Annotated in this window: 22 protein-coding genes; 8 read left to right on the top strand and 14 right to left on the bottom strand. The window is 70.0% G+C overall.

The window, feature by feature from the left end:
• Positions 1-68: 68 nt before the first annotated feature.
• The 3 genes from AC2YHJ_RS21040 to AC2YHJ_RS21030 are packed head-to-tail and all read left to right on the top strand — an operon-like array spanning position 69 to position 2,919.
• A complete protein-coding gene (locus AC2YHJ_RS21040; protein ID WP_487398132.1) occupies positions 69-860 on the top strand; it encodes a FadR/GntR family transcriptional regulator in 792 nt (263 codons plus the stop codon).
• Positions 857-2,158: an ABC transporter substrate-binding protein gene (locus tag AC2YHJ_RS21035; RefSeq protein WP_487398131.1), complete on the top strand. Its 1,302-nt coding sequence runs from the start codon at positions 857-859 to the stop codon at positions 2,156-2,158. Before AC2YHJ_RS21040 ends, AC2YHJ_RS21035 begins: the two co-directional genes overlap by 4 nt.
• Entirely contained in the window at positions 2,155-2,919 is a 765-nt protein-coding gene (locus AC2YHJ_RS21030) for an RraA family protein (RefSeq protein ID WP_487398130.1), read from the top strand. Before AC2YHJ_RS21035 ends, AC2YHJ_RS21030 begins: the two co-directional genes overlap by 4 nt.
• Here AC2YHJ_RS21030 and AC2YHJ_RS21025 read toward each other — a convergent pair.
• The 3 genes from AC2YHJ_RS21025 to AC2YHJ_RS21015 form a co-directional block, all read right to left on the bottom strand.
• On the bottom strand, positions 2,912-3,904 hold the full coding sequence (locus AC2YHJ_RS21025; RefSeq protein ID WP_487398129.1) for a 1-aminocyclopropane-1-carboxylate deaminase/D-cysteine desulfhydrase: 993 nt from the start codon (positions 3,902-3,904) through the stop codon (positions 2,912-2,914). The genes AC2YHJ_RS21030 and AC2YHJ_RS21025 overlap by 8 nt on opposite strands.
• Before the next feature lie 214 nt (positions 3,905-4,118).
• Positions 4,119-5,036: an EamA family transporter gene (locus AC2YHJ_RS21020; protein WP_487398128.1), complete on the bottom strand. Its 918-nt coding sequence runs from the start codon at positions 5,034-5,036 to the stop codon at positions 4,119-4,121.
• A gap of 44 nt (positions 5,037-5,080) precedes the next feature.
• On the bottom strand, positions 5,081-5,242 hold the full coding sequence (locus AC2YHJ_RS21015; RefSeq protein WP_487398127.1) for a DUF1127 domain-containing protein: 162 nt from the start codon (positions 5,240-5,242) through the stop codon (positions 5,081-5,083).
• A gap of 258 nt (positions 5,243-5,500) precedes the next feature.
• Between AC2YHJ_RS21015 and AC2YHJ_RS21010 the strand changes: the two genes are divergently transcribed.
• Entirely contained in the window at positions 5,501-7,099 is a 1,599-nt protein-coding gene (locus AC2YHJ_RS21010) for a winged helix-turn-helix domain-containing tetratricopeptide repeat protein (RefSeq protein ID WP_487398126.1), read from the top strand.
• Here the strand turns inward: AC2YHJ_RS21010 and AC2YHJ_RS21005 are convergent.
• From AC2YHJ_RS21005 to AC2YHJ_RS20980, 6 genes are all read right to left on the bottom strand, one after another.
• Positions 7,096-7,254 (bottom strand): hypothetical protein, encoded by a 159-nt coding sequence (locus AC2YHJ_RS21005; protein ID WP_487398125.1) that lies wholly within the window; start codon positions 7,252-7,254, stop codon positions 7,096-7,098. The two genes, AC2YHJ_RS21010 and AC2YHJ_RS21005, sit on opposite strands and share 4 nt — an antisense overlap.
• A gap of 119 nt (positions 7,255-7,373) precedes the next feature.
• Entirely contained in the window at positions 7,374-7,817 is a 444-nt protein-coding gene (locus AC2YHJ_RS21000) for a MaoC family dehydratase (RefSeq protein WP_487398124.1), read from the bottom strand.
• Positions 7,814-8,959 (bottom strand): NAD(P)/FAD-dependent oxidoreductase, encoded by a 1,146-nt coding sequence (locus tag AC2YHJ_RS20995; RefSeq protein ID WP_487398123.1) that lies wholly within the window; start codon positions 8,957-8,959, stop codon positions 7,814-7,816. Before AC2YHJ_RS20995 ends, AC2YHJ_RS21000 begins: the two co-directional genes overlap by 4 nt.
• Positions 8,960-8,973: 14 nt before the next feature.
• Positions 8,974-10,206, bottom strand: a complete 1,233-nt coding sequence (locus AC2YHJ_RS20990) for an NAD(P)-binding domain-containing protein (protein WP_487398122.1) — start codon at positions 10,204-10,206, stop codon at positions 8,974-8,976.
• A gap of 57 nt (positions 10,207-10,263) precedes the next feature.
• Positions 10,264-10,866: an OsmC family protein gene (locus AC2YHJ_RS20985; RefSeq protein ID WP_487398121.1), complete on the bottom strand. Its 603-nt coding sequence runs from the start codon at positions 10,864-10,866 to the stop codon at positions 10,264-10,266.
• A gap of 345 nt (positions 10,867-11,211) precedes the next feature.
• A complete protein-coding gene (locus tag AC2YHJ_RS20980) occupies positions 11,212-11,901 on the bottom strand; it encodes a GntR family transcriptional regulator (protein ID WP_487398120.1) in 690 nt (229 codons plus the stop codon).
• A 96-nt stretch (positions 11,902-11,997) separates the two neighbouring features.
• Between AC2YHJ_RS20980 and AC2YHJ_RS20975 the strand changes: the two genes are divergently transcribed.
• The 3 genes from AC2YHJ_RS20975 (at position 11,998) to AC2YHJ_RS20965 (ending at position 15,267) form a co-directional block, all read left to right on the top strand.
• Positions 11,998-12,915: a dihydrodipicolinate synthase family protein gene (locus AC2YHJ_RS20975; protein WP_487398119.1), complete on the top strand. Its 918-nt coding sequence runs from the start codon at positions 11,998-12,000 to the stop codon at positions 12,913-12,915.
• Positions 12,916-12,988: 73 nt separating this feature from the next.
• On the top strand, positions 12,989-14,248 hold the full coding sequence (locus tag AC2YHJ_RS20970) for an NAD(P)/FAD-dependent oxidoreductase (RefSeq protein ID WP_487398118.1): 1,260 nt from the start codon (positions 12,989-12,991) through the stop codon (positions 14,246-14,248).
• Positions 14,249-14,265: 17 nt separating this feature from the next.
• Positions 14,266-15,267 (top strand): 4-hydroxyproline epimerase, encoded by a 1,002-nt coding sequence (locus AC2YHJ_RS20965; RefSeq protein WP_487398117.1) that lies wholly within the window; start codon positions 14,266-14,268, stop codon positions 15,265-15,267.
• Positions 15,268-15,449: 182 nt separating this feature from the next.
• On the opposite strand, the gene AC2YHJ_RS20960 is transcribed toward AC2YHJ_RS20965, so the two are convergent.
• From AC2YHJ_RS20960 to kdpF, 5 genes are all read right to left on the bottom strand, one after another.
• Positions 15,450-16,430, bottom strand: coding sequence for a Bug family tripartite tricarboxylate transporter substrate binding protein (locus AC2YHJ_RS20960; RefSeq protein ID WP_487398116.1), 981 nt, complete (start codon positions 16,428-16,430; stop codon positions 15,450-15,452).
• Positions 16,431-16,534: 104 nt separating this feature from the next.
• Positions 16,535-17,122 carry a potassium-transporting ATPase subunit KdpC gene (gene kdpC, locus AC2YHJ_RS20955; RefSeq protein WP_487398115.1) on the bottom strand — a complete coding sequence of 196 codons (588 nt, stop codon included), beginning with the start codon at positions 17,120-17,122 and terminating at the stop codon, positions 16,535-16,537.
• 2 nt (positions 17,123-17,124) lie between these two features.
• Positions 17,125-19,194: a potassium-transporting ATPase subunit KdpB gene (gene kdpB / locus AC2YHJ_RS20950; RefSeq protein ID WP_487398114.1), complete on the bottom strand. Its 2,070-nt coding sequence runs from the start codon at positions 19,192-19,194 to the stop codon at positions 17,125-17,127.
• Between the two features lie 11 nt (positions 19,195-19,205).
• The gene (gene kdpA / locus AC2YHJ_RS20945) at positions 19,206-20,903 is read right to left on the bottom strand and encodes a potassium-transporting ATPase subunit KdpA (protein ID WP_487398113.1); all 1,698 of its coding nucleotides are present in this window, start codon (positions 20,901-20,903) and stop codon (positions 19,206-19,208) included.
• Between the two features lie 4 nt (positions 20,904-20,907).
• Positions 20,908-21,015 carry a K(+)-transporting ATPase subunit F gene (gene kdpF / locus AC2YHJ_RS20940; RefSeq protein WP_487398112.1) on the bottom strand — a complete coding sequence of 36 codons (108 nt, stop codon included), beginning with the start codon at positions 21,013-21,015 and terminating at the stop codon, positions 20,908-20,910.
• A gap of 303 nt (positions 21,016-21,318) precedes the next feature.
• On the opposite strand from kdpF, the gene AC2YHJ_RS20935 reads away from it, so the two are divergent.
• On the top strand, positions 21,319-21,594 hold the full coding sequence (locus AC2YHJ_RS20935; RefSeq protein WP_487398111.1) for a hypothetical protein: 276 nt from the start codon (positions 21,319-21,321) through the stop codon (positions 21,592-21,594).
• The last annotated feature ends 27 nt before the right edge of the window (positions 21,595-21,621 follow it).

Genomic DNA, 21,621 nt, shown 5'->3' with positions numbered 1-21,621 from the left:
TCATGGGCTGACTTATCAGATAAGTTGATCAGTTGCAATGTGAATACCTTAACGCCTAGGCTCCGGCCATGAGCGCTGCCGTCCAGGTCCCGATCGAGGAGACCGACCCCTTCGGCCCGCTGACCCCCGTGCGCCTCGGTGACGGCGTGGTCGCGGCGTTGAGTGGCGCCATCCTCGATGGCCGGCTGCAGCCGGGGCAGGCGCTGCCGGCGGAAGGCCGCCTCGCCGAGCGCTTCGGCGTGTCCAAGCAGGTGGTGCGGGAAGCGGTGCGGCAATTGGCCGCCCTCGGCGCGGTCAGCATCGGCCAGGGCCGGCTGACCCGCGTGGCGGAGGTCACCGACGCGCAACCGCTCGCCCGCTTCTGGCGCTTCGCCGTCGGCAGCACGCGGGAAGGCTTGGCCGAGGCCGTCGAACTGCGCCGCATCCTCGAACCCGGCATCGCTCGGCTCGCCGCGCGGCATGCGACGCCGGAGGGCCTTGCGAAGCTGCGCGACGCGCTGTCGCGCATGGAAGCCGCGCTCGGGGATGTCGAGCGCTGGATCCCGGCTGATCTCGACTTCCACGAGCAGCTCGCGCGCATGTCCGGCAACCGGCTGGTGCGCCTGCAGATGCAGGGGTTGCGGCCGGTGCTGGAGGAAGTGCTGCGCCGCTTCAATGTCGGCACGCGGGACGCGGCCAATTGGCGTCTCACCCTCGACCGCCATGTGCGCGTGACGGAAGCCGTGGCCCGCCGCGACGAGAACGATGCCCTTGCCGCGATGCTCGCGCATTTCGAGGCCGCCGATCAGCGCCTCGCCGAGATCTTCACACGCGGCCCGGGCCGCGAGGATGCGCTGCCAGGAGGAAACAAGACGCCATGAAGAAGCCGCCCCCGCTCGGCCGACGCGCGCTGCTCGCGGCCGGCCTCGCCGCACCTGCGGTGATCTCTGCCGCCGCCCGCGCGCAATCGGGCGGGCCGGTGACGATCCTTGCGCATCGCGTGCATCAGACGGTCGCGACCGGCAGCCAGGGCGGCGACGTTTCCGCCGCCTGGGCTCGGGCCAGCGGCAACCAGGTGCAGTGGACGACCTTCGACACCGGCCCGCTGTGGGAACGCCTGCAGCGTGAGGCGAGCCTGCCCGAGACCGGCGTCGATGTCGGCTTCGTGCTGAACACGCAGGTCGCGCCGCGTGCCGCGTCGTTGTTCGAACCGCTCGACGCCTTCATGGCGCGCGACCCGATCGAGGACGTGCCCGATATCTTCCCAGGCCTGCTCGACGGGATGAAGATCGGCGGGGCGCAGATCGGCATTCCCTTCCGGCATGCTTCCTCGGGCCTGCACTACAACGAGGAACTGTTTGCCGAGCGCGGTATCACCAGCGCGCCGCAGACGATCGAGGAGGTGGCGGAGTTCGCCAGGCGCGCCTCCTACCGCCGATCGGACGGCACGCCGGTGACGGGGCTCGTGATGCCGGGCGTGACCTATCCCAACGTGATCGACGTTGCGCGCGCCTGGGATGGCGACTTCATCACCGCGGATTTCCGCTGCACGGCGGACCAACCGCCGATGCTCAACGCCATCCGCATGATCCGCGACCTGTTCCAGGCCGGCGCCTTCCCACGCAACTTCGCCGCCATCAAGTCGGAGGATGTGAACACCCTCATCCAGCAGGGGCGCGGCGCGATGGCGCTGAACTCCATGGGCCGCAACCAGATCTACAACGACCCACAGCGCAGCCGCTTCCCCGGCAAGGTGCATACCATCGCCGTGCCGATTTCCTCGGAACTGCGCAGCCGCTTCGAGGTGGCGCCCGCCAAGGTCGAGTTCTGGGGCATGGCGATCCCGCGCAATGCCCGGCGAAAGGATCTCTCCTGGGCCTTCATCAAGGCGATGGTCACGAAGCAGGCGACGACTGCCATGGCGCTGAATGGCAATGGCCCAGTCCGCAACTCGACCTATGAGAACGCACAGTTCCGCGAACGCGTGCCCTTCGCCGAGCAGGAGCGCCGCGTGCTGCGCGTCGCCCGTGTTCCGCTGCCCGCCTTCGACGAAGCGCCGCGCGCCGGCGACATCTTCCAGGAGGAAGCGGAGGCCGCGGTGCTTGGCATGAAGACGCCGGAGGCGGCGATGCAGTCGGTCGTCGCGCGCGTGACGCCACTGCTGCCGCGGCGGTCGTGAGCGCGTCCGATGACCAAAGCGCCGCAAGGCGCGGAGGTCTGAATCGACCGCGCCAGAACGACGCGCCACCCGCCACAGCGGCGCTGTCCTCCGTCCTGCTGCGCCGATGGGGCATCCGTGCCCTGTCGCCGCAGGGGATCGCGCCGCTCGCGCCCGCGCGCTGCCGCTTCGCCGGCCGCGCGGCGACCATCCGCTACCTGCCGCTGCGCGAGGACCTCGCCGCCGCCTACGTCCCCTACAACCCGACCGCGCCCACCTTCGACGCGATCGAGGGCGTTCAGCCCGGCGAGGTCGTCGTCATCGAGGCCGAGGCGCGCGCCGATGCCGGCATCCTCGGCGAGATGATGGCGACACGGCTGATGTTGCGCGGCGCGGCGGCGGTGGTCTGCGACGCCGGCATGCGCGACGTGGTCGATTTGCGGGGCATGGACATGCCGGTCTGGTGCCGTGGCCCCGCCGCGCCGTCCTCCACCGCCGGGCTGATGCTGGTGGAACATGGAAGGCCGGTCGCGCTCGGCGGCGTCACCATCCTGCCGGGGGATTGGGTGGTCGGCGACGAGGACGGCGTGGTGGTCTGTCCCGCCACGCTGTGGGACGAGGCCCTGGCCGAGGTCGCGACGCGCGAGGCGCTGGAATGCTATGTGCGCCTGCGGATCGAGGCTGGCGAGCCGCTGCGCGGCCTCTATCCGCCGACCGATGCGGTGAAGGCCGCCTTCGCCGCCTGGCAGGCCGCGGGCAGCCCGCCGGATCGCCTTATCTGAGGCTGGTGGCGACCGCCTCGGTCTGCGCGAACAGCGTGGGCAGGCCGCCGGAATGCAGGAAGGCGACCGGCGCGCCCGTTGGCAGCGCGCCGTCGCGCAAACCCGCGGCAAGGCCAGCCATGGCCTTGCCGGTATAGGTCGGGTCAAGCAGCAGTCCCTCCAGCCGCGCCGCCAGTGCCACAGCCTCCAACCCGGCGGGGCTCGGTTGCCCGTAGCCTGGTGCGATCTGGTCGTCGGTGATGGTGACGCGGTCCATTGCCCCGGCCGCATCCCAGCCGAGCAGGTCGGCGCAGCGCGTGACCACCTGATCCACCCAGGGACGCAGTCGCGCCGCTGGCTGCTGCACCGAAACGCCGAGCAGCCGCGACCGCAGGCCCTGCCGCGCAAAGCCAAGGGCAAGGCCGGCGAGCGTGAGTCCGGAGCCGCAGGCCAGGGCCATGGCGGCCGGTTCGACCCCCGCCTTGGCGAAATCGCCGGCGATCTCCTCCGCCGCCAGGGCCCAGGCGGCTGCGGCGAGCGGCGCGGTGACACCCGGCAGTTGCACGAGATAGGGCCTGCGCCCTGCCGCGCGTTCCTCGGCAAGGATGCCCGCCAAGGCGTCAACCACGGCGGGATCCCAGGGATCGGTGATGTCGGTGAAGGTGATCTCGGCACCGAACAGGCGATCGAGAAGCAGGTTGCCTGTCACCGCTGTGCCGCCACCAGCGCGGAGCAGCAATCGGCAGTGTAGCCCGGCCGCGGCGGCCACGCCGGCCAGCGCACGGCAGAAATTCGACTGCGCGGCCGCCGTGGTCACCAGGGTATCGGCGCCCTCCATCGCGGCGGCGCCCAGGATCAGCTCCAGCTTGCGGATCTTGTTGCCGCCGAGGGCGGGGCCGGACAGGTCCTCCCGCTTCACGAAAAGCCGTCCGGCGCCGAGTGCGGCGGCGAGGCGCGGGGCCTCCTCGCAGGGCGTCGGGCCGCGGAGCAGCGTGTGTCGTAGCAATCGGACCGTGACGTTGCCCTCCCTCGTCGAACCCTTGCTTCCGCAGGGCGAAGCCCTGGCCGCTACCGAGGATGGCGCAAAGGATGGCAGTGGGCGAGAGGAGGGTCGAAGGCCCCGCTGCGCCGATGCCACAGCGCGTGAAGGGACAGGCGGCCGGGCTCTCTCGGATGGAGGTTCCTCCCCGGACCTCCATCAGTCCGGGGATGTCATGCGCCTATGCCTGGCCCTCGGTTCTGGCCTTCGCCGCAACCGCGCCCGATGCTCGCGTCACGAGCGCGACACCGAGGCAGGAGGCAATCACCGCGACCAGGGCGGGTGCATCCGGCACCTCGCCCAGCAGCGCGAAGCCGCCCGCGCAGGCCGCCCCGGGACTCAGGCTGCCGAAGGCGGCGGCCTGCGCGGCACCCAACCGCTGCACCGCGGCGGCGAAGGCCACGGGCGCGAGGATGCCCGAGGCAAGTCCCTGGAACGCCGCCTGCAGCGCGACATCATGCAGGGGTACCACCAGCACGCCGGGCTCCATCGCGAGCAGATAGAGCGGGCCGAACCCGACCACCGAACCCGCGCTGACGAAGGACGCTGCCTCCCAGGCGCCGAGGCCGCTCCGCCGCAATGCGATGGTGTATCCGGTGGCCAGCAGCGCGGCGGCCAGAAGCAGCAGGTAGCCCGACCAGAGCACGTCACCGCCACTGGTGGCCGAAGGCAGCACCACCGTCGCGACCGCCGCGCCGATCATCGCCAGCCCTGCGAGGCGCGCGACGTTCATGCGCTCGCCCATCAATGCGGAGACCAGTGCGACGCAGACCGGCACCGTGCCCGGCAGCAGCGCGCCGGCCTGTGCCGCCCCGGCGATGCTGAGCCCGCTGCCCGCGACCAGGACGAAGGGTGCACCGCCGCCCACCAGCAACAGGACGAGCAGCCAGGGTGAGACCTGGCGCAGTCGCGGCCAGGCGCGGCGCAGAACGGGCAGCAGCAACAGGGCTGGGCCGATGAAGCGCAGCATCGCGATATCCATTGGACCGAGCGGCGCGTCGCCCGAAACGCCAAGGCGTGTGACGGCGATGGCGCCGCCCCAGATGGCGGATGCGGCGAGCCCGGCCGCGATGCCGAGCGGTGAAGGGGTGGTCGTCATGTCGGATGGCTCCGGCTGTGCCGGCGGCGGGCGACGCTTTCGCGTCAGGCCCGCCACCAGGGCTTGGCGGCTTCTGCCGCGGCGACGTCCCGTGAGATGCCGGCGTCCTTCAACATCCGGGCATCCATCTCGAGCAGCAGCTTCCGCCCGCGGACGCGTTCCCGGATGCGCGCGAAGCCTTCGATCAGATTTCCGATGGTGGTCATGGCAGGCATTCCTTCTGATGCATGCCGTCGGCTGGATCGCCGCGCGGCCCGCAGACTGTGCGGCGCTGCATGGCGTGGCGCTTGGTGGGCCATTGGAGATCTTCTTGTGGATTCAGCGATCCGCGTGATCTGGCGCACTCGACTGTTGAGCCGGGCGGGGCCACTGACGGATACTTGCTGGGTCGCGGTATGGTCGCGGCCCTCGCATGGGACCGGGACGCCGTCGCCGAACGGCGGCTATCTGCGGGGAGGACCGGAATGCCTCTCACCTTCGCCGGCCATGAAGTCGATTTGCGCCGGCAGGAACTGCGTCGTGATGGCAGTCGCGTGCATGTCGAGCCACAGGTCTTCGACCTGCTGGTTCACCTGCTGCGTCATCGCGATCGCGTGGTCAGCAAGGACGAACTGCTCGACGAGATCTGGAGCGGGCGCATCGTCTCCGAGGCGGCGCTGAGCAGCCGCATCAACGCCGCGCGCAAGGCGGTGGGCGACGACGGTGAGCGCCAGTCGCTGATCAAGACCATCCACAAGCGTGGCTTCCGCTTCGTGGGCGAGGTCCTGGATCTGCCCGAGGAGCCGGTGGCCGATCCCGCGCCAGCGCCGATGCCTGCGGCGGAGCCCGCGGCTGCCGAACCGTCCCCGCGGCCGTCTGTCGTCGTGCTGCCCTTCGCCAATCTCAGCGCCGAGCCCGACACCGACTACTTCAGCTACGGCCTGACCGAGGACATCATCCGCCTGCTCGCGCGGCATCGCTGGATGGACGTGTTGAGCCGCCATACCGCCGCCGCTTTCCGCAACCGGGACGTGGATCCACGCGAGATCGGCGCGGCTTTCGGCGTGCGCTACCTGGTACATGGCAGCGTCGCCAAGCGGGGCGACCATGTCCGCCTCGCGGCAGACCTTGTTTCCTGTGAGAGCGGCCGGCAGCTATGGTCGGAGACCTATGACCTCGCACTGGCCGACGTGCTCGACGTGCAGCGTGCCATGTCGGAGCAGATCGCCGCGGCGATCGAACCCGAGCTCGCGCGGCTCGAGCGCGAGGCGGCGGCGCGGCGGCCGCCGGTCAATCTCGGGGCCTGGGACTGCTACCAGCGTGGGCTGTTCCATCTGTGGGGCTTCACCCAGCCTGGAATGGCGGAGGCCGAGGCGATGTTCCGCCGCGCCATCGCGCTCGACCCAACCTTCGCGCGGGCCCATGGCGGCCTCGCCTATGTGCTGTTGCAGGAAGCGGTGGTGGATGGGCCCGACGCGCGCGAGGCGCGGATCGAGGAGGCGCTGCATCTGAGCCGCAGCGCCGTGGCGCTCGACAATCAGGATTGCATGAATCTTTGTGTGCTCGGCCGTGTGCACGCCTTCCGCCACGACTACGAGGAAGCGATCGCGCTGCTGGCGCAAGCGGTGGCGCTCAACCCGAGCTTCGCGCAGGCGCATTACGCGCTGGGCTGCACCATGATCTGGAGTGGCCGGCCGCGGGACGGGATGGTGCATATCGACCGCGCCACGGATCTCAGTCCGCGCGATCCGCACCTGTCGAGCTTCCACGGGGCGCGCGCGCTCGCGCATATCGATCTCGGCGAGTTTGCCGAAGCGGTGGACTACGCCCGGCGCGCGACGCGTGTGCCGAACGCCAAATCCTGGCCGCATATGATGCTCACAGCGTCGCTGGGGCTGCTGGGGCGGCAGGAGGAGGCGCGGCGTGCGCTGGCGGGACTATTGGAGAAGGCGCCGGGCTACACGCTGAGTGCCGCGCGCGCGGATTTCTTCTTCTGTGCCGAGCAGGGGCTGATCGACCGCTGTCTCGACGGCTTGCGGCGGGCGGGCCTCGATGACGGCCCGCCTGCCTCGGCCGTGGCTTAGCGAGGCGAGAACAGCAGAGCCAACTCGTCCTTCCAGGACAGGGTTTCGGGCGACGTATCGCGCTCGGCGATCGTCTTGCCGACGCTGCGGGGCGTCTCTTCGGGGGCTGGCCGGGTCGGCGCGGCGGTCTTCGGCGTGGAGGTGGTGGCGGCCATCGTCAATCTCCTCGTTCCTGTGCCCGATCCGGTGATCGGCGGGCTCGATTGCAGTGTCTTTGCGTCGCGGCCGCAGTGCTTGAAGAACGGCTTGCGGCGGCGTGGAGATTGCCTGGCGATCATGGAGGGTCGCGCAGCGGCGCCGTCCAGGTCACGGCGGTACCGGTCAGGCAGGCTTCCCCCGCCGCGTTGCGCACGGTGGTGGACAGGGTGCAGATCGGCTTGTCGTCGCGCACGGTCAGGACCTCGACGCGCGCGGTGATCGTCTCGCCTACATGCACCGCCTTCACGAAGCGCCATTCGACGCCGAGGAAGACGCTGCCCGGGCCCGGCAGATCCTCCGCCACCACGGCGTTGAGCAGGCCGGAGGTGACGCCGCCCTGCACGATCAGCCCGCCGAAGGGTGATGCCGCGGCAAGGGCGGCGTCGTAGTGCAGCGGGTTGCGGTCGCCGGTGATGGCCGTGAAGGCCTCGACATCGGCCATGGTGGTGCGACGCGTGCGCTCCGCCGCCTGACTTGGTTGTGGCTTGCCGGCGAGAGTACGGGACCAGACGTCGCTCATGACACAACCTCCGTTGCCAGGGCTGCCACTTCGCGCTTCATCGCCCGGTTCAGCGCGAGGTGGAGTTCCTTCGCCCGATCGAGTGTCCAACCATAGCCCGCGATCTCGTCCGTCACACGGAACAGCGGCAGGGAAAGATCGTCGCGCCGCGCGGCGAAGTGGGCGAAGGCCGCCTCGCTGCCTTCGGCGGCGGCATCTGCGAGCAGGGCGGCATCGCGCAGCGCATCGGTGATGCCATGCGCGGTAATGGGATCCTTGAAGTAGCCTGCATCGCCGATCAACGCCCAGCCGGCTCCGTAGGCCTGACGCAGGAAGCCTCTGCGGCCGGCGAAGGCGATCGGCTCGCCATCCGGCGAGAGCGCGGCGCATTGTTCGGCGAGCGAGGGCGATACCTCCGCCAGGATCTGCCGCAGGGTCGTGACCCGGTTGCCGTGACGTGCCGCCCGCAAGCGCGCCGGCGGCACCGAGACGAAGATGCAGTGCCGCCCGGCATTGGAGGGAATACGTCCCGCGCTGGCGCCAGGTGCATAGTGCCAATGCGTGCCGGTATCGGGCAGCCCGGCGACATAGGTGTAGAGGCAGGTCGCGGCATGCTGCCCTTCCTCCGTCACGCTTGCGCCGGCCAGACGCGCGACGGCCGAGCCGACGCCGTCGGCGCCGATGACGAGACGGGCCGCAATGGCATGTTCGCGACCCGTCTCATCCACCACCACTGCGCCGGTGACGCGCCCGCCATCATCGCGCAGCAGCGACGTCAGGGAGTGGTGGTGCCGCACCTCCGCGCCGGCCTCCCAGGCGGCGTCGACCAGCATGCTGTCGAGCAGCGTCCGCCGCGGCGCGTAGAGCGCATCGACGCCCTCGCTGGGGTGGAGATCGACCGGGATGGCCTCGGCGCCATAGTGGAAGGTGGTGCGGCGGATGGGCGGCGTGCCGGCCTCGACCAGCCGCGGCAGCAAACCCCACCGGGCGAGGAGCATCACGCCCCCGCGCATCAACGCATGGGTCGAAAGCGTGTCGGACCCATAGGTGCCGCGATCCACCGCGAGCACGCGCATGCCGCGCCGTGCCATCAGCATCGCGGCGGCGGCGCCGGCACAGCGCGCGCCGACCACCAGGACATCGAAGCGCTCTATCGGCTTCATGGCATTCTCCTGCATCAGGCCGCGATACGGCCGCGTGTGGCGAGATGGGCGTGGAGTTCAGCGGCCAGCGCTTCGGCATCGGCTCCGACGCCGTCGAGGAAGCTCGAATTGCGCCGACGCAGGAAGCGCAGGCCGAGCACGTACAGGCCGGGCGCCGGCGTCACGCCGCCGGTGTGGCGGATCTCGCCCGTGGCATCGAGGACGGGCACCTGCAGCCAGGCATAGTTGCGCCGGAAGCCAGTGGCCCAGACCACGGTGCGGATGCCTTCGGCCGCGAGGTCGATGGCAGATGGTGTGGCGGGGAACGGTGCGAGCGGTCGCGGCGACGGTTCATCCGGTGCGCCATGTCTGTCCGCGACCGGGCCGAGGCGCGCGATCAGTCGGTCCAACCTGCGTTGCGCTGCGGCGGTCGTCTCCGCGAGGTCGTTGCGCAGCATCACGCGGCCATCCGCCATGGCCACCACGCGCCCGACCAGGCGCACGCCCATGCCGTGCAGCGCGCCGAGATCAAGGCTTGCATGGTCCGGCCGACCGACCAGTTGCAGTGACGGCTGCGTCCGCGCTGCGGCAAGGTCCCGCATCGCCTCCGCGGGTTCCGTCAGCACACCGGCACGCGCCATCCAGTCGAGGATGTCCCGGCCGCGCCAGCGCCGCGGCAACCGCGTGTGGCTTCCAACCGCCAGCGTCACTGGGCGGCCGGAGCGGTGGATCTCCTCGGCGATCTGCACGCCGGAGGCGGAGGCGCCGACCACCAGCACGCCGCCCGGCGCGAGCGCATCGGGGTTACGGTAGGACGATGGTGTGACCTGGCGCATCGCCTTCGGCAGTGATGCGGCCATGGCGGGGATGTAGGGCAGGTCGCATTGCCCGGTGGCGATGACGACGGTCGCCGCGCCGATGTCCCCGGCGCTGGTCGAAACCCGATAGCCGAAAGGCGCCGGTTGCACCGCGCGCACCGCAACACCCGTCTCCACCGGCGCGCTCTGCGCGTAGCCGTCAAGGAGACGGACCACCTCGGGCATCGTCATGAAGCCCTCCGGGTCGTCGCCGCGATAGGACCAGCCGGGCAGGCGGCTCATCCAGTTCGGGGTCAGCAGGCGGAGGCTGTCCCAGCGTTCGCTGCGCCAGCGCTCGGCGATCCGGCCGCGTTCGAGCACCCGATGGTTGATGCCGCGCGCGGCGAGGCAATGGCTCATGGCGAGCCCGGCCTGGCCGGCGCCAACGATGATGACGTCGGTGGTCCGCATGGGGTCCTCGGGGGAAGGGAGGCCGGCGGCGAGGGGCACGCCGCCGGCCGGGCGCTGTCAGGCCTCCACGGCGATGGAGACCGGAACGCCATTCGTCAGGATGTCGAACACCGCGGAGCGTGCCTTGGCCTGGGCGACGATCGCCTTCAGCGTTTCGGCCGGCGCATCGCCTGCGACCTTGAAGGTCACGCGCACGTCGTTGAAGCCGTTACGCACCGTCTCCGACAGGCCGAGGATGCCCTGCAGGTCGATATCGGCTTCGACGAAGGCTTCCACCGACTGCAGCTTTACCCCGCGCACCGCGGCGATGTTGGCGATGCCGGCGGTCAGGCAGCCGGCGAGGCCGTGCAGGATCCATTCGGTGGGCGTCGGGCCTTCATCCTCGCCGCAGAGCACGGCGGGATGATCGCTGTGGGCCATGGTGGCGAACTTGTGCGCATGGTCGCCGCCGGCGCCGGAGAAGCCGAGCATCGTGCCCTGCATATGCGTGCCGGACTTCCACTGGCCATGGGCGCGGAACTGGAACTTGGCCAGCGCCGGCTGGCCGGCGACGACGCCGATGGTGGCGAGCAGCGCGGGCGTGTTCACGCCGTTGAGCGGCGGCTTTTCCTTCTTCGCCATGGGGGGCGGGGCTTCGGCGACGTCGGTGACGGCATTCATGGGTGCTCTCCTGGGGGCTGCCGTGGGCGGCTGAGCCGCCGGCGGTTGGGACAGGTGGCTGCGTCCTTCGGCCTCGGCCCGGCTTGCTGGCCGGATGGCGTCGGCGACGTGGCGGAACCCTAGGAGCGAGCGACGGAAAGGACTTGGAGAAGACCTTGAGAAAGGTTTGAGATGTTGTGGTTTCGGAATGAGACGTTCGCGATGCGGAGCCGGCCGATCGCCGGGCATCAGCGCGTCGGGCCGCGAGACACCTGAATGGGGCGCGTGCGCGAAACGCCTTTGGCCGGTCCGGTGGTCACCTTGCCGGTTCCGATCGGACCATCACGCGACCGCGAGGCTATTGCGTCACGGCGCCTCGGCGAGGATGGCGGTGAGTGTATCCAGGACGTGCCGGATATGCGCCTCCATCAGCGCGGCGGCGGCATCGAGGCTCTTCATCCGGCACAGCCGCAGCAGCTCCCAGTGCTCCAGCTGGGCGCGCTGCTGGTACTCGACGCTCGCGGCGAGCTGCAGCCGCGTGTAGCGGTCCGACTCCCGCAGCAGCGTCGTCACCGTCGCGAGCGCGCGCGGGCGGTTGGCGCGGGCGTATAGGCCGAGATGAAAGGCCGTGTTCAACTCGCCCCAGCGATTGACCTCATTCGCCTCGATGGTCCCGGTGTAGTCTTCGAGCAGGCAAGCGAGGGCGGCGAGATCGGCCTCCGTCAGGTTCGGCGCCGAGTGCCGCAGCAGATAGGGTTCGAGGATCGCCCGCAGCTCCAGCGTCTCCGTCATCCGCTCGGGTGACAGTCGCGAGACCGTCGCGCCGCGCTGCGGCTCGATCGTCACAAGCCCCTCGGCATCGAGCTGGAACAGCGCCTCGCGCACCGGGATGCGGCTGATGCCGAGCTCGGCCGCGATCATGTCCTGCTGCAGCTTCATCCCCGTGGCGTAGCTGCCATCGAGGATGCGCCGGCGGATCGCCTCCGCGGCTGCGGCGGTGATCGTCTTGTGGCTGGTCCCAAGGGCTGCGGTGCGCACGATTGTGCGTGCCATCATGTTGATTCCATTGACTTCAATGAATTTATAAATTCCGATTGACGAAGGCAATTTATAAATTCTAGAAAGCGCCACACCCAAGGAAGGGACAGGCCGATGGCGCACAAGGTGACCTGGCGGGGCGTCTTTCCCGCCGTGACGACACAGTTCCGCACCGACCTCTCGCTGGATGTGGAGGCCACCCGCAGGGTGATCGCAGGTCTGATCCGCGACGGCGTCTCGGGCCTCGTGGTCTGCGGCACGGTCGGCGAGAACTGCTCGCTGACGACGGCCGAGAAGATCCAGGTGATCGAGGCCGCGGTCGATGTCGCCAAGGGCAGGGTGCCGGTCATCGCGGGCGTCGCCGAATTCACCACCGCTTTCGCGATCGACACGGCGCGCGCCGCGCAGAAGGCGGGTGTGGACGGCGTGATGGTGATGCCCGCGCTCGTCTACTCGTCCAAGCCGCATGAGACGGCCGCGCATTTCCGCGGCGTCGCCAGCGCGATCGACGTGCCGGTGATGGTCTACAACAACCCGCCCATCTACAAGAACGCGGTCACGCCCGACATCCTCGCGACACTCGCGGATGTCGAGACGATCCAGGCCTTCAAGGATTCCTCAGGCGACACGCGCGCCTTCACCGACCTGCGCAACATGGTGGGTGATCGCTTCACGCTGTTCGCCGGTCTCGACGACACGGTGGCGGAAAGCGTCATGCTTGGCGCGGTCGGCTGGGTCTCCGGCATGTCCAACGCCTTCCCGCAGGAAGGGGAGGCGCTGTTCCGCCTCGCTGCCGCCGGGCGGTTCGATGAACTGCGTCCGCTCTACGACTGGTTCATGCCGCTGCTGCATCTCGATGCGCGGCCGGATCTCGTACAGTGCATCAAGCTGTGCGAGGCGATCATGGGCCGCGGTTCCGCCCTGACGCGCCCGCCGCGCCTGGCCCTGCCCGAGGCCGACCGGCGCGAGGTCGAGGCGCTGATGGCCAAGGCGCTGGCCCAGCGGCCGAGCCTGCCGCAGGTCGCCGCCTGAGGGCGGTGGCGCAAGGCGGGTTCGCGCACCACCCATTGGCAGGCGATCGCCGCTGCGGTGAACTGACCGCGTGATGAACATGCCCGCTTCCGGCACCGCTGCCGATGTCGTCGTGATCGGCGCCGGGGTCGTCGGTATCGCGGCCGCCTGTCATTTGGTGGAGGAGGGCCGATCGGTCCTCCTGCTCGATCGCGACGAGCCGGCAAGAGGTGCGAGCTTCGGCAATGCCGGCGCCTTCGCCTTTTCGGATGTCATGCCGCTGGCCTCGCCAGGGATCATCCGCAAGGCGCCGAAATGGCTGCTCGATCCGCTGGGGCCGCTGACGATTCCACCAGCCTACCTGCCGCGCATCGCGCCCTGGCTCCTGCGCTTCTGGCGTGCGAGCTGGCCGGACCGCGTGCGCGGCAGCATGGTCGCGCAAGCCGCCATGATGCGCCTGGCGCGGGAGGCGATGGGCACACTCGTCACCCGGGCAGGCCTGTCCGGCGTGGTGCGTTCCGATGGCGCGTTGGAACTCCACGAAAGCGAGGCCGAATGGCGCGCATCGCTGCCCGGCTGGGATACGCGCGCGAAGGAAGGCATCGTCTTCGAGCATCTGCGCGGGGAGGCGATCGCCGCCCTGCAGTCGGGCCTTTCGCCGCAGTTCGGCTTCGCCACCTTCGTCCCGGGCTGGCAGACGGTGGAAGATCCGCACCTCTTCGCGCGCGGTCTGCTCGCCCATGCAGAACGCCGCGGCGCGACCTTTCGTCGCGCGCGCGTGCTGGCAGTGTCACCGACCGACGACGGTGCGCGCATCGCGATCGAAGGCGGGGAGAGCATCGATGCTTCCCACGCCGTCATCGCCTGCGGCGCCTGGTCGCGGCCACTGGCTGTCGCGCTCGGCGACCGCGTGCCGTTGGAGACGGAGCGCGGCTACAACACGACCCTGCCGCCCGGCGCCTTCGATCTGCGGCGGCAGCTGACCTTTCCGGGCCATGGCTTCGTCGCCACGCCGATCCGGGGCGGCGTGCGCGTCGGTGGGGCGGTGGAGCTTGGCGGTCTCAGCCGCCCGCCGAATTTCCGGCGGTCGGCGACCATGCTCGCCAAGGCGGCCCGTTTCCTGCCGGGGCTGCGCACGGAAGGCGGCACGCAATGGATGGGCTTCCGGCCTTCGCTGCCCGACAGCTTGCCGGTGATCGGCCCGTCCAGTGCCAGCGCGCGCATCCTCTACGCCTTCGGCCATGGCCATCTTGGCCTGACGCAATCCGCCGCGACCGGGCGACTGATCGCCGATCTCGTGGCCGGCCGCGCTCCCTCGCTCGACATCGCGCCGTTCAGCGCGCAACGCTTCTGAAGCCACGGAGACGCTGCATGCCGCGCCATACCTTCTCCTGCATCGACGGGCATACCTGCGGCAATCCGGTGCGCCTCGTCGCCGGCGGCGGGCCACTGCTGCAGGGCGCGACGATGATCGAGAAGCGGGCGCATTTCCTGGCGGAATATGATTGGATCCGCACCGGGCTGATGTTCGAGCCGCGCGGCCACGACATGATGTCGGGCTCCATCCTCTATCCCCCGACGCGCGCCGACTGCGACATCGCGATCCTGTTCATCGAGACCTCGGGCTGCCTGCCCATGTGCGGCCACGGCACCATCGGCACCGTCACCATGGCGATCGAGAATGGCCTGGTGACACCGAAGCAGCCCGGCGTGCTGCGGTTGGACACGCCGGCCGGCGTCGTCACCGCCGAATACCGACAGGAGGGCGCGCATGTGGAGGAGGTGCGGATCACCAACATCGCCTCCTTCGTGCACGCCGAGAAGCTGGCGGTGGATTGCCCAGGCCTCGGGCCGCTGACGGTCGATGTCGCCTATGGCGGTAATTTCTACGCCATCGTCGATGCGCAGGAGAACTTCCGCGACATGGCGGAGTTCCCGGCCGGGCGGCTGGTGGAGCTCAGCCCGAGGCTGCGCCGTGCGCTGAACGAGGCCTACGAGTTCGTGCACCCGGAAAAGCCGGAGATCTGTGGCCTCAGCCACATCCTCTGGACCGGCGTGCCGACGAAGCCGGAGGCCAGCGCACGCAACGCCGTCTTCTACGGCGACAAGGCGATTGACCGGTCACCCTGCGGCACCGGCACCTCCGCCCGCATGGCGCAATGGGCCGCGAAGGGCAGGTTGAAGCCGGGCGATGCCTTCGTGCATGAGAGCATCATCGGCTCGCTGTTCCACGGTCGCGTCGAGGCCGCGACAAGCGTCGGCAACCGCCCCGCCATCATTCCCTCCATCGCGGGCTGGGCACGGATGACCGGCTACAACACGATCTTCATCGACGATCGCGATCCCTATGCGCATGGCTTCCAGGTCGTCTGACGTGGGCGTTCGATCGTCCAGGAAAGCCCGCACCGCCATTCGAGGCCGGAATGATGCGCCCCGAAGCTGGTTGGGAAGGGCGCCGCATTGTCGCGCGCCGGGGACAGCGTGCCATGGGCCCGTCAGGTCATCGCCGCGGCGACCGAGACACACCCAGATACTGCCGGCGCCAAACTTCACCTCTACTCCGGCTTGATCCCGACGCTGCGCGCAACCTCCCGCCAGGTCGCTAGTTCCACCCGGATGCGGCTCGTGAAGTCCTGCGGTCCGGAGAAGTCCGGCACCGCGGCCTGCGTGGCGAGTTTCGTCCGCGTGTCGGCGGTGTTGGTGAGTGCTTCCAGGTCGCGGGCCATCCGCGCGACGAGTTCGGCCGGCGTGCCGGCGGGGGCCATGATGCCGAACCACACGCCGGAATCCGGCACGGGATGGCCGAGTTCAGCCATCGTCGGCACCTCGGGCAGTTCCGGCGCGCGCCTTGGCCCAAGCACGGCAAGCGGGCGGATTTGCCCAGCCTGATAGGGACCGACGGCCCCGGCCATGCCGTGCGTCAGCAATGGTACGCGCCCGCCGATCACGTCCTGCATCAAGGGCGCGGTGCCGCGATAGGGCACGTGGCTGAGCGAGATGCCGAGCGTCCCGCACAGCGTCTCGCCGCCGAAATGGCCGGTGCCGCCGACGCCGGTGGTGCCATAGGCGAGCACGCCAGGCTGCGCGCGGGCCGCGGCGGCGACCGCGGCCAGGTCGCGCCACGGCTGGTTTGCCGCGCACCAGAACACGTTCGGCGCGCTGCAGAAGGTGCCGATGGGGGCGAAGCTGCCGGGAAGGGCGTAGGGCAGGCTGGGGTGGATCGCGCCATTGAGGACGACGGAGTTGGACGCGAAGAACAGGGTCAGGCCATCCGGCGCGGCGCGGGACACCACCTCCGCCGCGACGGAGGAGGAGGCGCCGGCGCGGTTCTCGACCACCACGGTCTGGCCCCAGGCGGCCTGAAGGCCGTTTGCGGCGACGCGACCGATGAAATCCGTCGGCCCGCCCGGCGGGAAGCCGATCAGCAGGCGAACCGGCCGGTCGGGCCAGGATGGCTGGGCGCGGCCGCCGGTAGAAACGAGCAAGCCCGGCAGGCCAAGCAGCGCGCGGCGCGTGGGCGCGGCGATGATGTTCATATCCGTCTCCTTCCCAGCGCCCACGCACGACTGGTGCGCGAAGCTCCACGAAGACGCTAGCGCGGGATGCGTGGCGCCGCGAGTGCCGGCGACCGGATGGCGCCTCATTCCAGACGATCAAGCGCCAAGTTGAGACGCAGCACATTCACCCGCGGCTCGCCGAACAGCCCCCATTCGCGGACCTCTCGATGCATCTCCAGGAGCGCCCGGACGCGCTGTTCAGTCAGCCCACGCGCCTGCGCCACGCGTGGCACCTGGCGCAGCGCGTTCTCCAGGCTGACATGCGGATCGAGGCCGGAGCCGGAGGCCGTCGCCGCATCCGCCGGCACCGTCCCGCCGCCAATGGCCTCGGCGCGCTCGCGCACCGCCCCGAGCAGCGTGGCCGAGGTCGGTCCGAGCTGCGATGCCGCGGAGGCCGCGCCGTTGTACGGGGCCGGCCGTGTCGCACCGGGTTCGGCGGGATCGGCCTCCACGGTCGCGGAAGGCCGCGGATGGAAGTACCGCGCCTCGGTGAAGGACTGACCGAGCAGCGCGGATCCCACGACGCGGCCGTCGCGTTCGATCAGGCTACCGCCCGCCTGGCCGGGCATCAGCGCCGCCGCGATGCCCGTCACGGCAAGCGGGGCGGCAAGGCCGAGCAGCAGGGTGAACAGCCCGACCGTGGCGAGTGCGGGGCGAAGAAGGGTTGTCATGGTCACGCGATCCCGATGACGACGAGGACAAGGTCGATCAGCTTGATGCCGAGGAAGGGCGCGACGATGCCGCCGAGCCCGTAGACCAGCAGGTTCCGCCGCAGCAGCGCCGCCGCGCCCACCGGCACGTAGCGCACACCGCGCAGCGCGAGCGGCACAAGTGCCACGATGATCAGCGCATTGAAGATCACCGCCGAGAGGATGGCGCTTTCCGGCGAGGCGAGCCCCATCACGTTCAGCGCCTGCAACTGCGGATAGGAGGCGACGAAGATCGCCGGCAGGATGGCGAAGTACTTCGCCACGTCGTTGGCGATCGAGAAGGTGGTCAGTGCGCCGCGCGTGATCAGCAGCTGCTTGCCGATCTCCACTACCTCGATGAGCTTGGTCGGATCGCTGTCGAGATCGACCATGTTGCCGGCCTCGCGCGCCGCCTGCGTGCCGGTCTGCATCGCGAGGCCCACATCGGCCTGGGCCAGCGCCGGCGCGTCGTTGGTGCCGTCGCCGGCCATCGCTACCAGCCGCCCTTCGGCCTGGGCGCGCCGGATGTAGGTGAGCTTGTCCTCCGGCGTCGCCTCCGCGATGAAATCGTCCACCCCGGCCTCGGCGGCGATGGCGGCGGCGGTCAGCCGGTTGTCGCCGGTGACCATCACCGTGCGGACGCCCATGCGCCGCAGCGCGTCGAAGCGGTCGCGCATGCCGGTCTTGACGATGTCCTTCAGCTCGATGGCGCCGAGCAGCACGCCGTCGCGGGCAACGGCGAGCGGCGTGCCGCCCGCGCGTGCGATGCGGTCCACGCTGTCGCGGAAGCCGGCGGGCGGTGCCGTGCCGATCGCCTTCAGCAGGGCATCGACCGCACCCTTGCGATAGCGCCCGCCAGGCAGGTCGAGTCCCGAGATGCGCGTCTGCGCGGTGAAGGGCACGATCACGGCGTCGTCCGGCGTGGTGGCGGTGGCGATGCCATAGCGCTCACGCGCGAAGGCAAGGATCGAGCGCCCCTCCGGCGTCTCGTCGGCGAGGCTTGCGAGCATGGCGGCCTCGGCGAGGTCGCGCTCGGCCACTCCGGCAACCGGCACGAAGGCGGCGGCCTGGCGGTTGCCGAGCGTGATGGTGCCGGTCTTGTCGAGCAGCAGCATATCGACATCGCCCGCCGCCTCCACGGCGCGGCCGCTGGTCGCCAGCACGTTGAAGCGCACCAGGCGGTCCATGCCCGCGATGCCGATCGCCGAGAGCAGCCCGCCGATCGTCGTCGGGATCAGCGTCACCAGCAGCGCGGCGAGCACCGGCACGGACGGCGGCGCCCCGTTCCAGGAGGCGAAGCCGACCAGCGTCGCCACCGCGATCAGGAAGATGATCGTCATGCCCGCCAGCAGGATGTCGAGGGCGATCTCGTTCGGCGTCTTCTGGCGCGACGCGCCCTCGACCAGCGAGATCATGCGGTCGAGGAAGGTCGAGCCCGGTGCCGCGGTGATGCGCACCACGATGCAGTCGGACACGACCAGCGTGCCGCCGGTCACGGCGCTACGGTCGCCGCCGTTCTCGCGGATCACCGGGGCGGATTCGCCGGTCACCGCCGCCTCGTTGACCGAGGCGATGCCCTCGATCACCTCGCCATCGGACGGGATGATGTCGCCGGCCTCGACCAGCACGAGGTCGCCGACGCGCAGGTCAGGGGCGGCGCAGGGTTCCCACAGGCTGCGGTCATCGGCGCGCAGCAGGCGCTTGGCGCGCGTTTCGCTGCGGGCGCGCCGCAGGCTGTCGGCCTGGGCGCGGCCACGGCCTTCCGCGACGGCTTCTGCGAAGGTTGCGAACAGCACGGTCAGCCACAGCCAGGCCGCGATGCCGGCCTCGAAGGCGAAGGGTTGGCCGAGACCGACGGCGCGGCAGGCAAGGATCGTCACCAGTAGCGCGACGGCCTCGGTCACGAAGATGACCGGGTTGCGCAGCAGGTGGCGCGGATCGAGCTTGCGGAAGGCGTCGATCGCGGCGCGGGAGAGGAGGGCCCGGTCGAGCAGGGCCGCGCCGCGCGTCGCGCGGCGGGCCTCGCCCTGGGCCATGGCGGGAAGGGCGTCCATGGGTATCTGCCTCAGAAGGTCTTGCCGGCGGCGAGCACGAAGTGCTCAGCGATCGGCCCGAGAGCGAGGGCGGGCATGAATTGCAGCCCACCGAGGATGAGGATCACGCCGGCCAGCAGCCCGGCGAAGAGCGGGCCATGCGTCGGGAAGGTGCCGGTCGAACCGGTGAGCTTCGCCTTGGCGCCGATCGAACCGGCGATCGCCATCACCGGCACGACATAGGCGAAGCGGCCGAGCAGCATCGCGATGCCGAGCGTGGAGTTGAGCCAGGGCGTGTCGGCTGTCAGCCCACCGAAGGCCGAGCCATTGTTCCCCGCGGCCGAGGTATAGGCGTAGAGCATCTCGCTCAGCCCATGCGGCCCCTGTTCCTGGATCGAGGCGATGGCGGCGGGCAGCACCAGCGACACGGCGGTGAAGCCGAGGATTGCCGCCGGCAGCACCAGCACGGCGAGCATCGCGAGCTTCACCTCCTTCGCCTGCACCTTCTTGCCGAGATATTCCGGCGTGCGCCCGACCATCAGCCCGGCGACGAAGACCGCGAGCAGCGCGAAGACCAGCATGCCGTAAAGGCCGGAGCCGACACCGCCGGGCAGCACCTCGCCGAGTTGCATGAGGAACATCGGCACCAGCCCGCCCAGCGGGGTGAAGCTGTCGAACATCGCGTTCACCGCGCCGCAGGACGCGCCCGTGGTCGTCGCCGTGAACAGCGCCGTGAGCGCCAGGCCGAAGCGCACCTCCTTGCCTTCCATGTTGCCCTGGACGGCATCGAGGCCGGCGGCGATGTGCAGCGGATTGCCTGCGGCTTCGGCGGCATAGACCACGCCGGTCGCGACGACGATGTAGCCCAGCATCACCGCGAGCAGCGCGCGCCCCTGGCGGATGTCGCCAACCATGTGCCCGAAGGTGAGCGCGAGGGCGAAGGGGATCACCTGCTGCGACCAGATCTGCAGCGCGGTGGCGAGCGCCGAGGGCCCCTCGAAGGGATGCGCCGAATTCACCCCAAAGAAGCCGCCGCCATTGGTGCCGAGATGCTTGATCGCAATCTGGAAGGCGGCCGGGCCAAGCGGAATGGTCTGGGTGCCACCTTCAAGCGTAGTCGCCTGCACGAAGGGTGCGAGGGTCTGCGGCACGCCCATGGCGACGAAGGCCAGCCCGACGATGACGGACAGCGGCAGCAGCACGTAGAGCGTGACGCGCACCAGATCCGCCCAGAAATTGCCGAGGTCCTTCACGCCGCCGGCCGCGAAAGCACGGCAGACCGCGAGCGCCAGTGCGATGCCGGTCGCGGCGGACAGGAAGTTCTGCACCGTCAGCCCCGCCATCTGGCTGAGGTTGCTCATCGCCGCCTCGCCCGAATAGGCCTGCCAATTGGTATTGGTGACGAAGGAGACGGCGGTGTTGAAGGCGAGCCAGGGCGGGATGCCCTCGAAGCCCTGCGGGTTGAAGGGCAGCACGCCCTGCAGCCGCAACAGCGCGTAAAGCAACAGGAAGCCCGCCGCATTGGCCGCGAGCATGGCCAGCGTGTAGCCGCGCCATCCCATGCCGCGCGCAGGGTCGACGCCGCCGGCGGCGAAGATCACGCGCTCGACCGGGGCGAGGAAGGCGACGCGTCCGGCCGCGACTGCGGCGATATAGCGCGCGAGTGGAATGGCCGCCGCGATGACGCAGGCGAGCACGAGCGCGATCTGCGCCCATCCGATGAGTGTCATGGGGTCAGAGATCCTCGGGCCGCAGCAGCGCCCACAGCAGGTAGAGGAGCAGCCCGGTGGCGACGACGCCGCCGAGAATGAGTTCGGCCATCGTGGTCAGACCCTTTCGCAACCGCGCGCGTAGAGCGCCATCAGCGCGAAGACACCGAGTCCGAGGGCCGGGAGGAGAAGATCGAGCATCGAAGGAGCCTCGTGGTGAGAAGACTGCGAGGGTCCGGATAGGCGCGCTGCGCGCAAAGGTTCCATGCGGGATCGCGGCGTGGCGCGTAAGGGCGACGTAAAGAGGCGCCGCGCATGCCGCTCCTTTGCGCCGCCCTTATGCGCTACCCCGATCTTCCCCATCGCGCCCTTGCGCGCCGCGGCGGCATCGTCGCGCCACGGGCCACGACCGGCCCGGATTCAAGGAGCGGAACGGATGCCCGCCCACGCCATCATGCCCATCCACCACACGGCATCGTCCCGCGGCCGCTGGCGCCGATGCACCGGGCGCGTCAGCGCAGCCACGATTGCCGGAGGCGGCTTTGCCGCGGGTCTTGCCTGGGCCTTCGTCGGCTCGCTCGTGCTCGGCCTTGGAACGCGGGCGACGGAGCGCGGCACGGCCTGCGCCTGGCTCGCGGTCGAGGGGGTGATCGGCGCCGGCATGCTCGCCGCACTGCTGCTGGCTTCGCCGACAGCGCCTGCACCTCGATAACGGAAACCATCACGCAGCATCGCCATG

This window comes from Roseomonas sp. SRI_022, assembly GCF_057586215.1.
This window is presented reverse-complemented; position numbering and strand designations above follow the sequence as displayed.

Excerpts from the sequence above, each read along its gene's own strand:
- AC2YHJ_RS21040 (WP_487398132.1), top strand. The coding sequence starts at position 69 with ATGAGCGCTGCCGTCCAGGTCCCGATCGAGGAGACCGACCCCTTCGGC.
- AC2YHJ_RS21035 (WP_487398131.1), top strand. The coding sequence starts at position 857 with ATGAAGAAGCCGCCCCCGCTCGGCCGACGCGCGCTGCTCGCGGCCGGC.
- AC2YHJ_RS21020 (WP_487398128.1), bottom strand. The coding sequence starts at position 5,036 with ATGACGACCACCCCTTCACCGCTCGGCATCGCGGCCGGGCTCGCCGCA.
- AC2YHJ_RS21015 (WP_487398127.1), bottom strand. The coding sequence starts at position 5,242 with ATGACCACCATCGGAAATCTGATCGAAGGCTTCGCGCGCATCCGGGAA.
- AC2YHJ_RS21010 (WP_487398126.1), top strand. The coding sequence starts at position 5,501 with ATGCCTCTCACCTTCGCCGGCCATGAAGTCGATTTGCGCCGGCAGGAA.
- AC2YHJ_RS21005 (WP_487398125.1), bottom strand. The coding sequence starts at position 7,254 with ATGGCCGCCACCACCTCCACGCCGAAGACCGCCGCGCCGACCCGGCCA.
- AC2YHJ_RS21000 (WP_487398124.1), bottom strand. The coding sequence starts at position 7,817 with ATGAGCGACGTCTGGTCCCGTACTCTCGCCGGCAAGCCACAACCAAGT.
- AC2YHJ_RS20995 (WP_487398123.1), bottom strand. The coding sequence starts at position 8,959 with ATGAAGCCGATAGAGCGCTTCGATGTCCTGGTGGTCGGCGCGCGCTGT.
- AC2YHJ_RS20990 (WP_487398122.1), bottom strand. The coding sequence starts at position 10,206 with ATGCGGACCACCGACGTCATCATCGTTGGCGCCGGCCAGGCCGGGCTC.
- AC2YHJ_RS20985 (WP_487398121.1), bottom strand. The coding sequence starts at position 10,866 with ATGAATGCCGTCACCGACGTCGCCGAAGCCCCGCCCCCCATGGCGAAG.
- AC2YHJ_RS20980 (WP_487398120.1), bottom strand. The coding sequence starts at position 11,901 with ATGATGGCACGCACAATCGTGCGCACCGCAGCCCTTGGGACCAGCCAC.
- AC2YHJ_RS20975 (WP_487398119.1), top strand. The coding sequence starts at position 11,998 with ATGGCGCACAAGGTGACCTGGCGGGGCGTCTTTCCCGCCGTGACGACA.
- AC2YHJ_RS20970 (WP_487398118.1), top strand. The coding sequence starts at position 12,989 with ATGAACATGCCCGCTTCCGGCACCGCTGCCGATGTCGTCGTGATCGGC.
- AC2YHJ_RS20965 (WP_487398117.1), top strand. The coding sequence starts at position 14,266 with ATGCCGCGCCATACCTTCTCCTGCATCGACGGGCATACCTGCGGCAAT.
- AC2YHJ_RS20960 (WP_487398116.1), bottom strand. The coding sequence starts at position 16,430 with ATGAACATCATCGCCGCGCCCACGCGCCGCGCGCTGCTTGGCCTGCCG.
- kdpC (WP_487398115.1), bottom strand. The coding sequence starts at position 17,122 with ATGACAACCCTTCTTCGCCCCGCACTCGCCACGGTCGGGCTGTTCACC.
- kdpB (WP_487398114.1), bottom strand. The coding sequence starts at position 19,194 with ATGGACGCCCTTCCCGCCATGGCCCAGGGCGAGGCCCGCCGCGCGACG.
- kdpA (WP_487398113.1), bottom strand. The coding sequence starts at position 20,903 with ATGACACTCATCGGATGGGCGCAGATCGCGCTCGTGCTCGCCTGCGTC.
- AC2YHJ_RS20935 (WP_487398111.1), top strand. The coding sequence starts at position 21,319 with ATGCCCGCCCACGCCATCATGCCCATCCACCACACGGCATCGTCCCGC.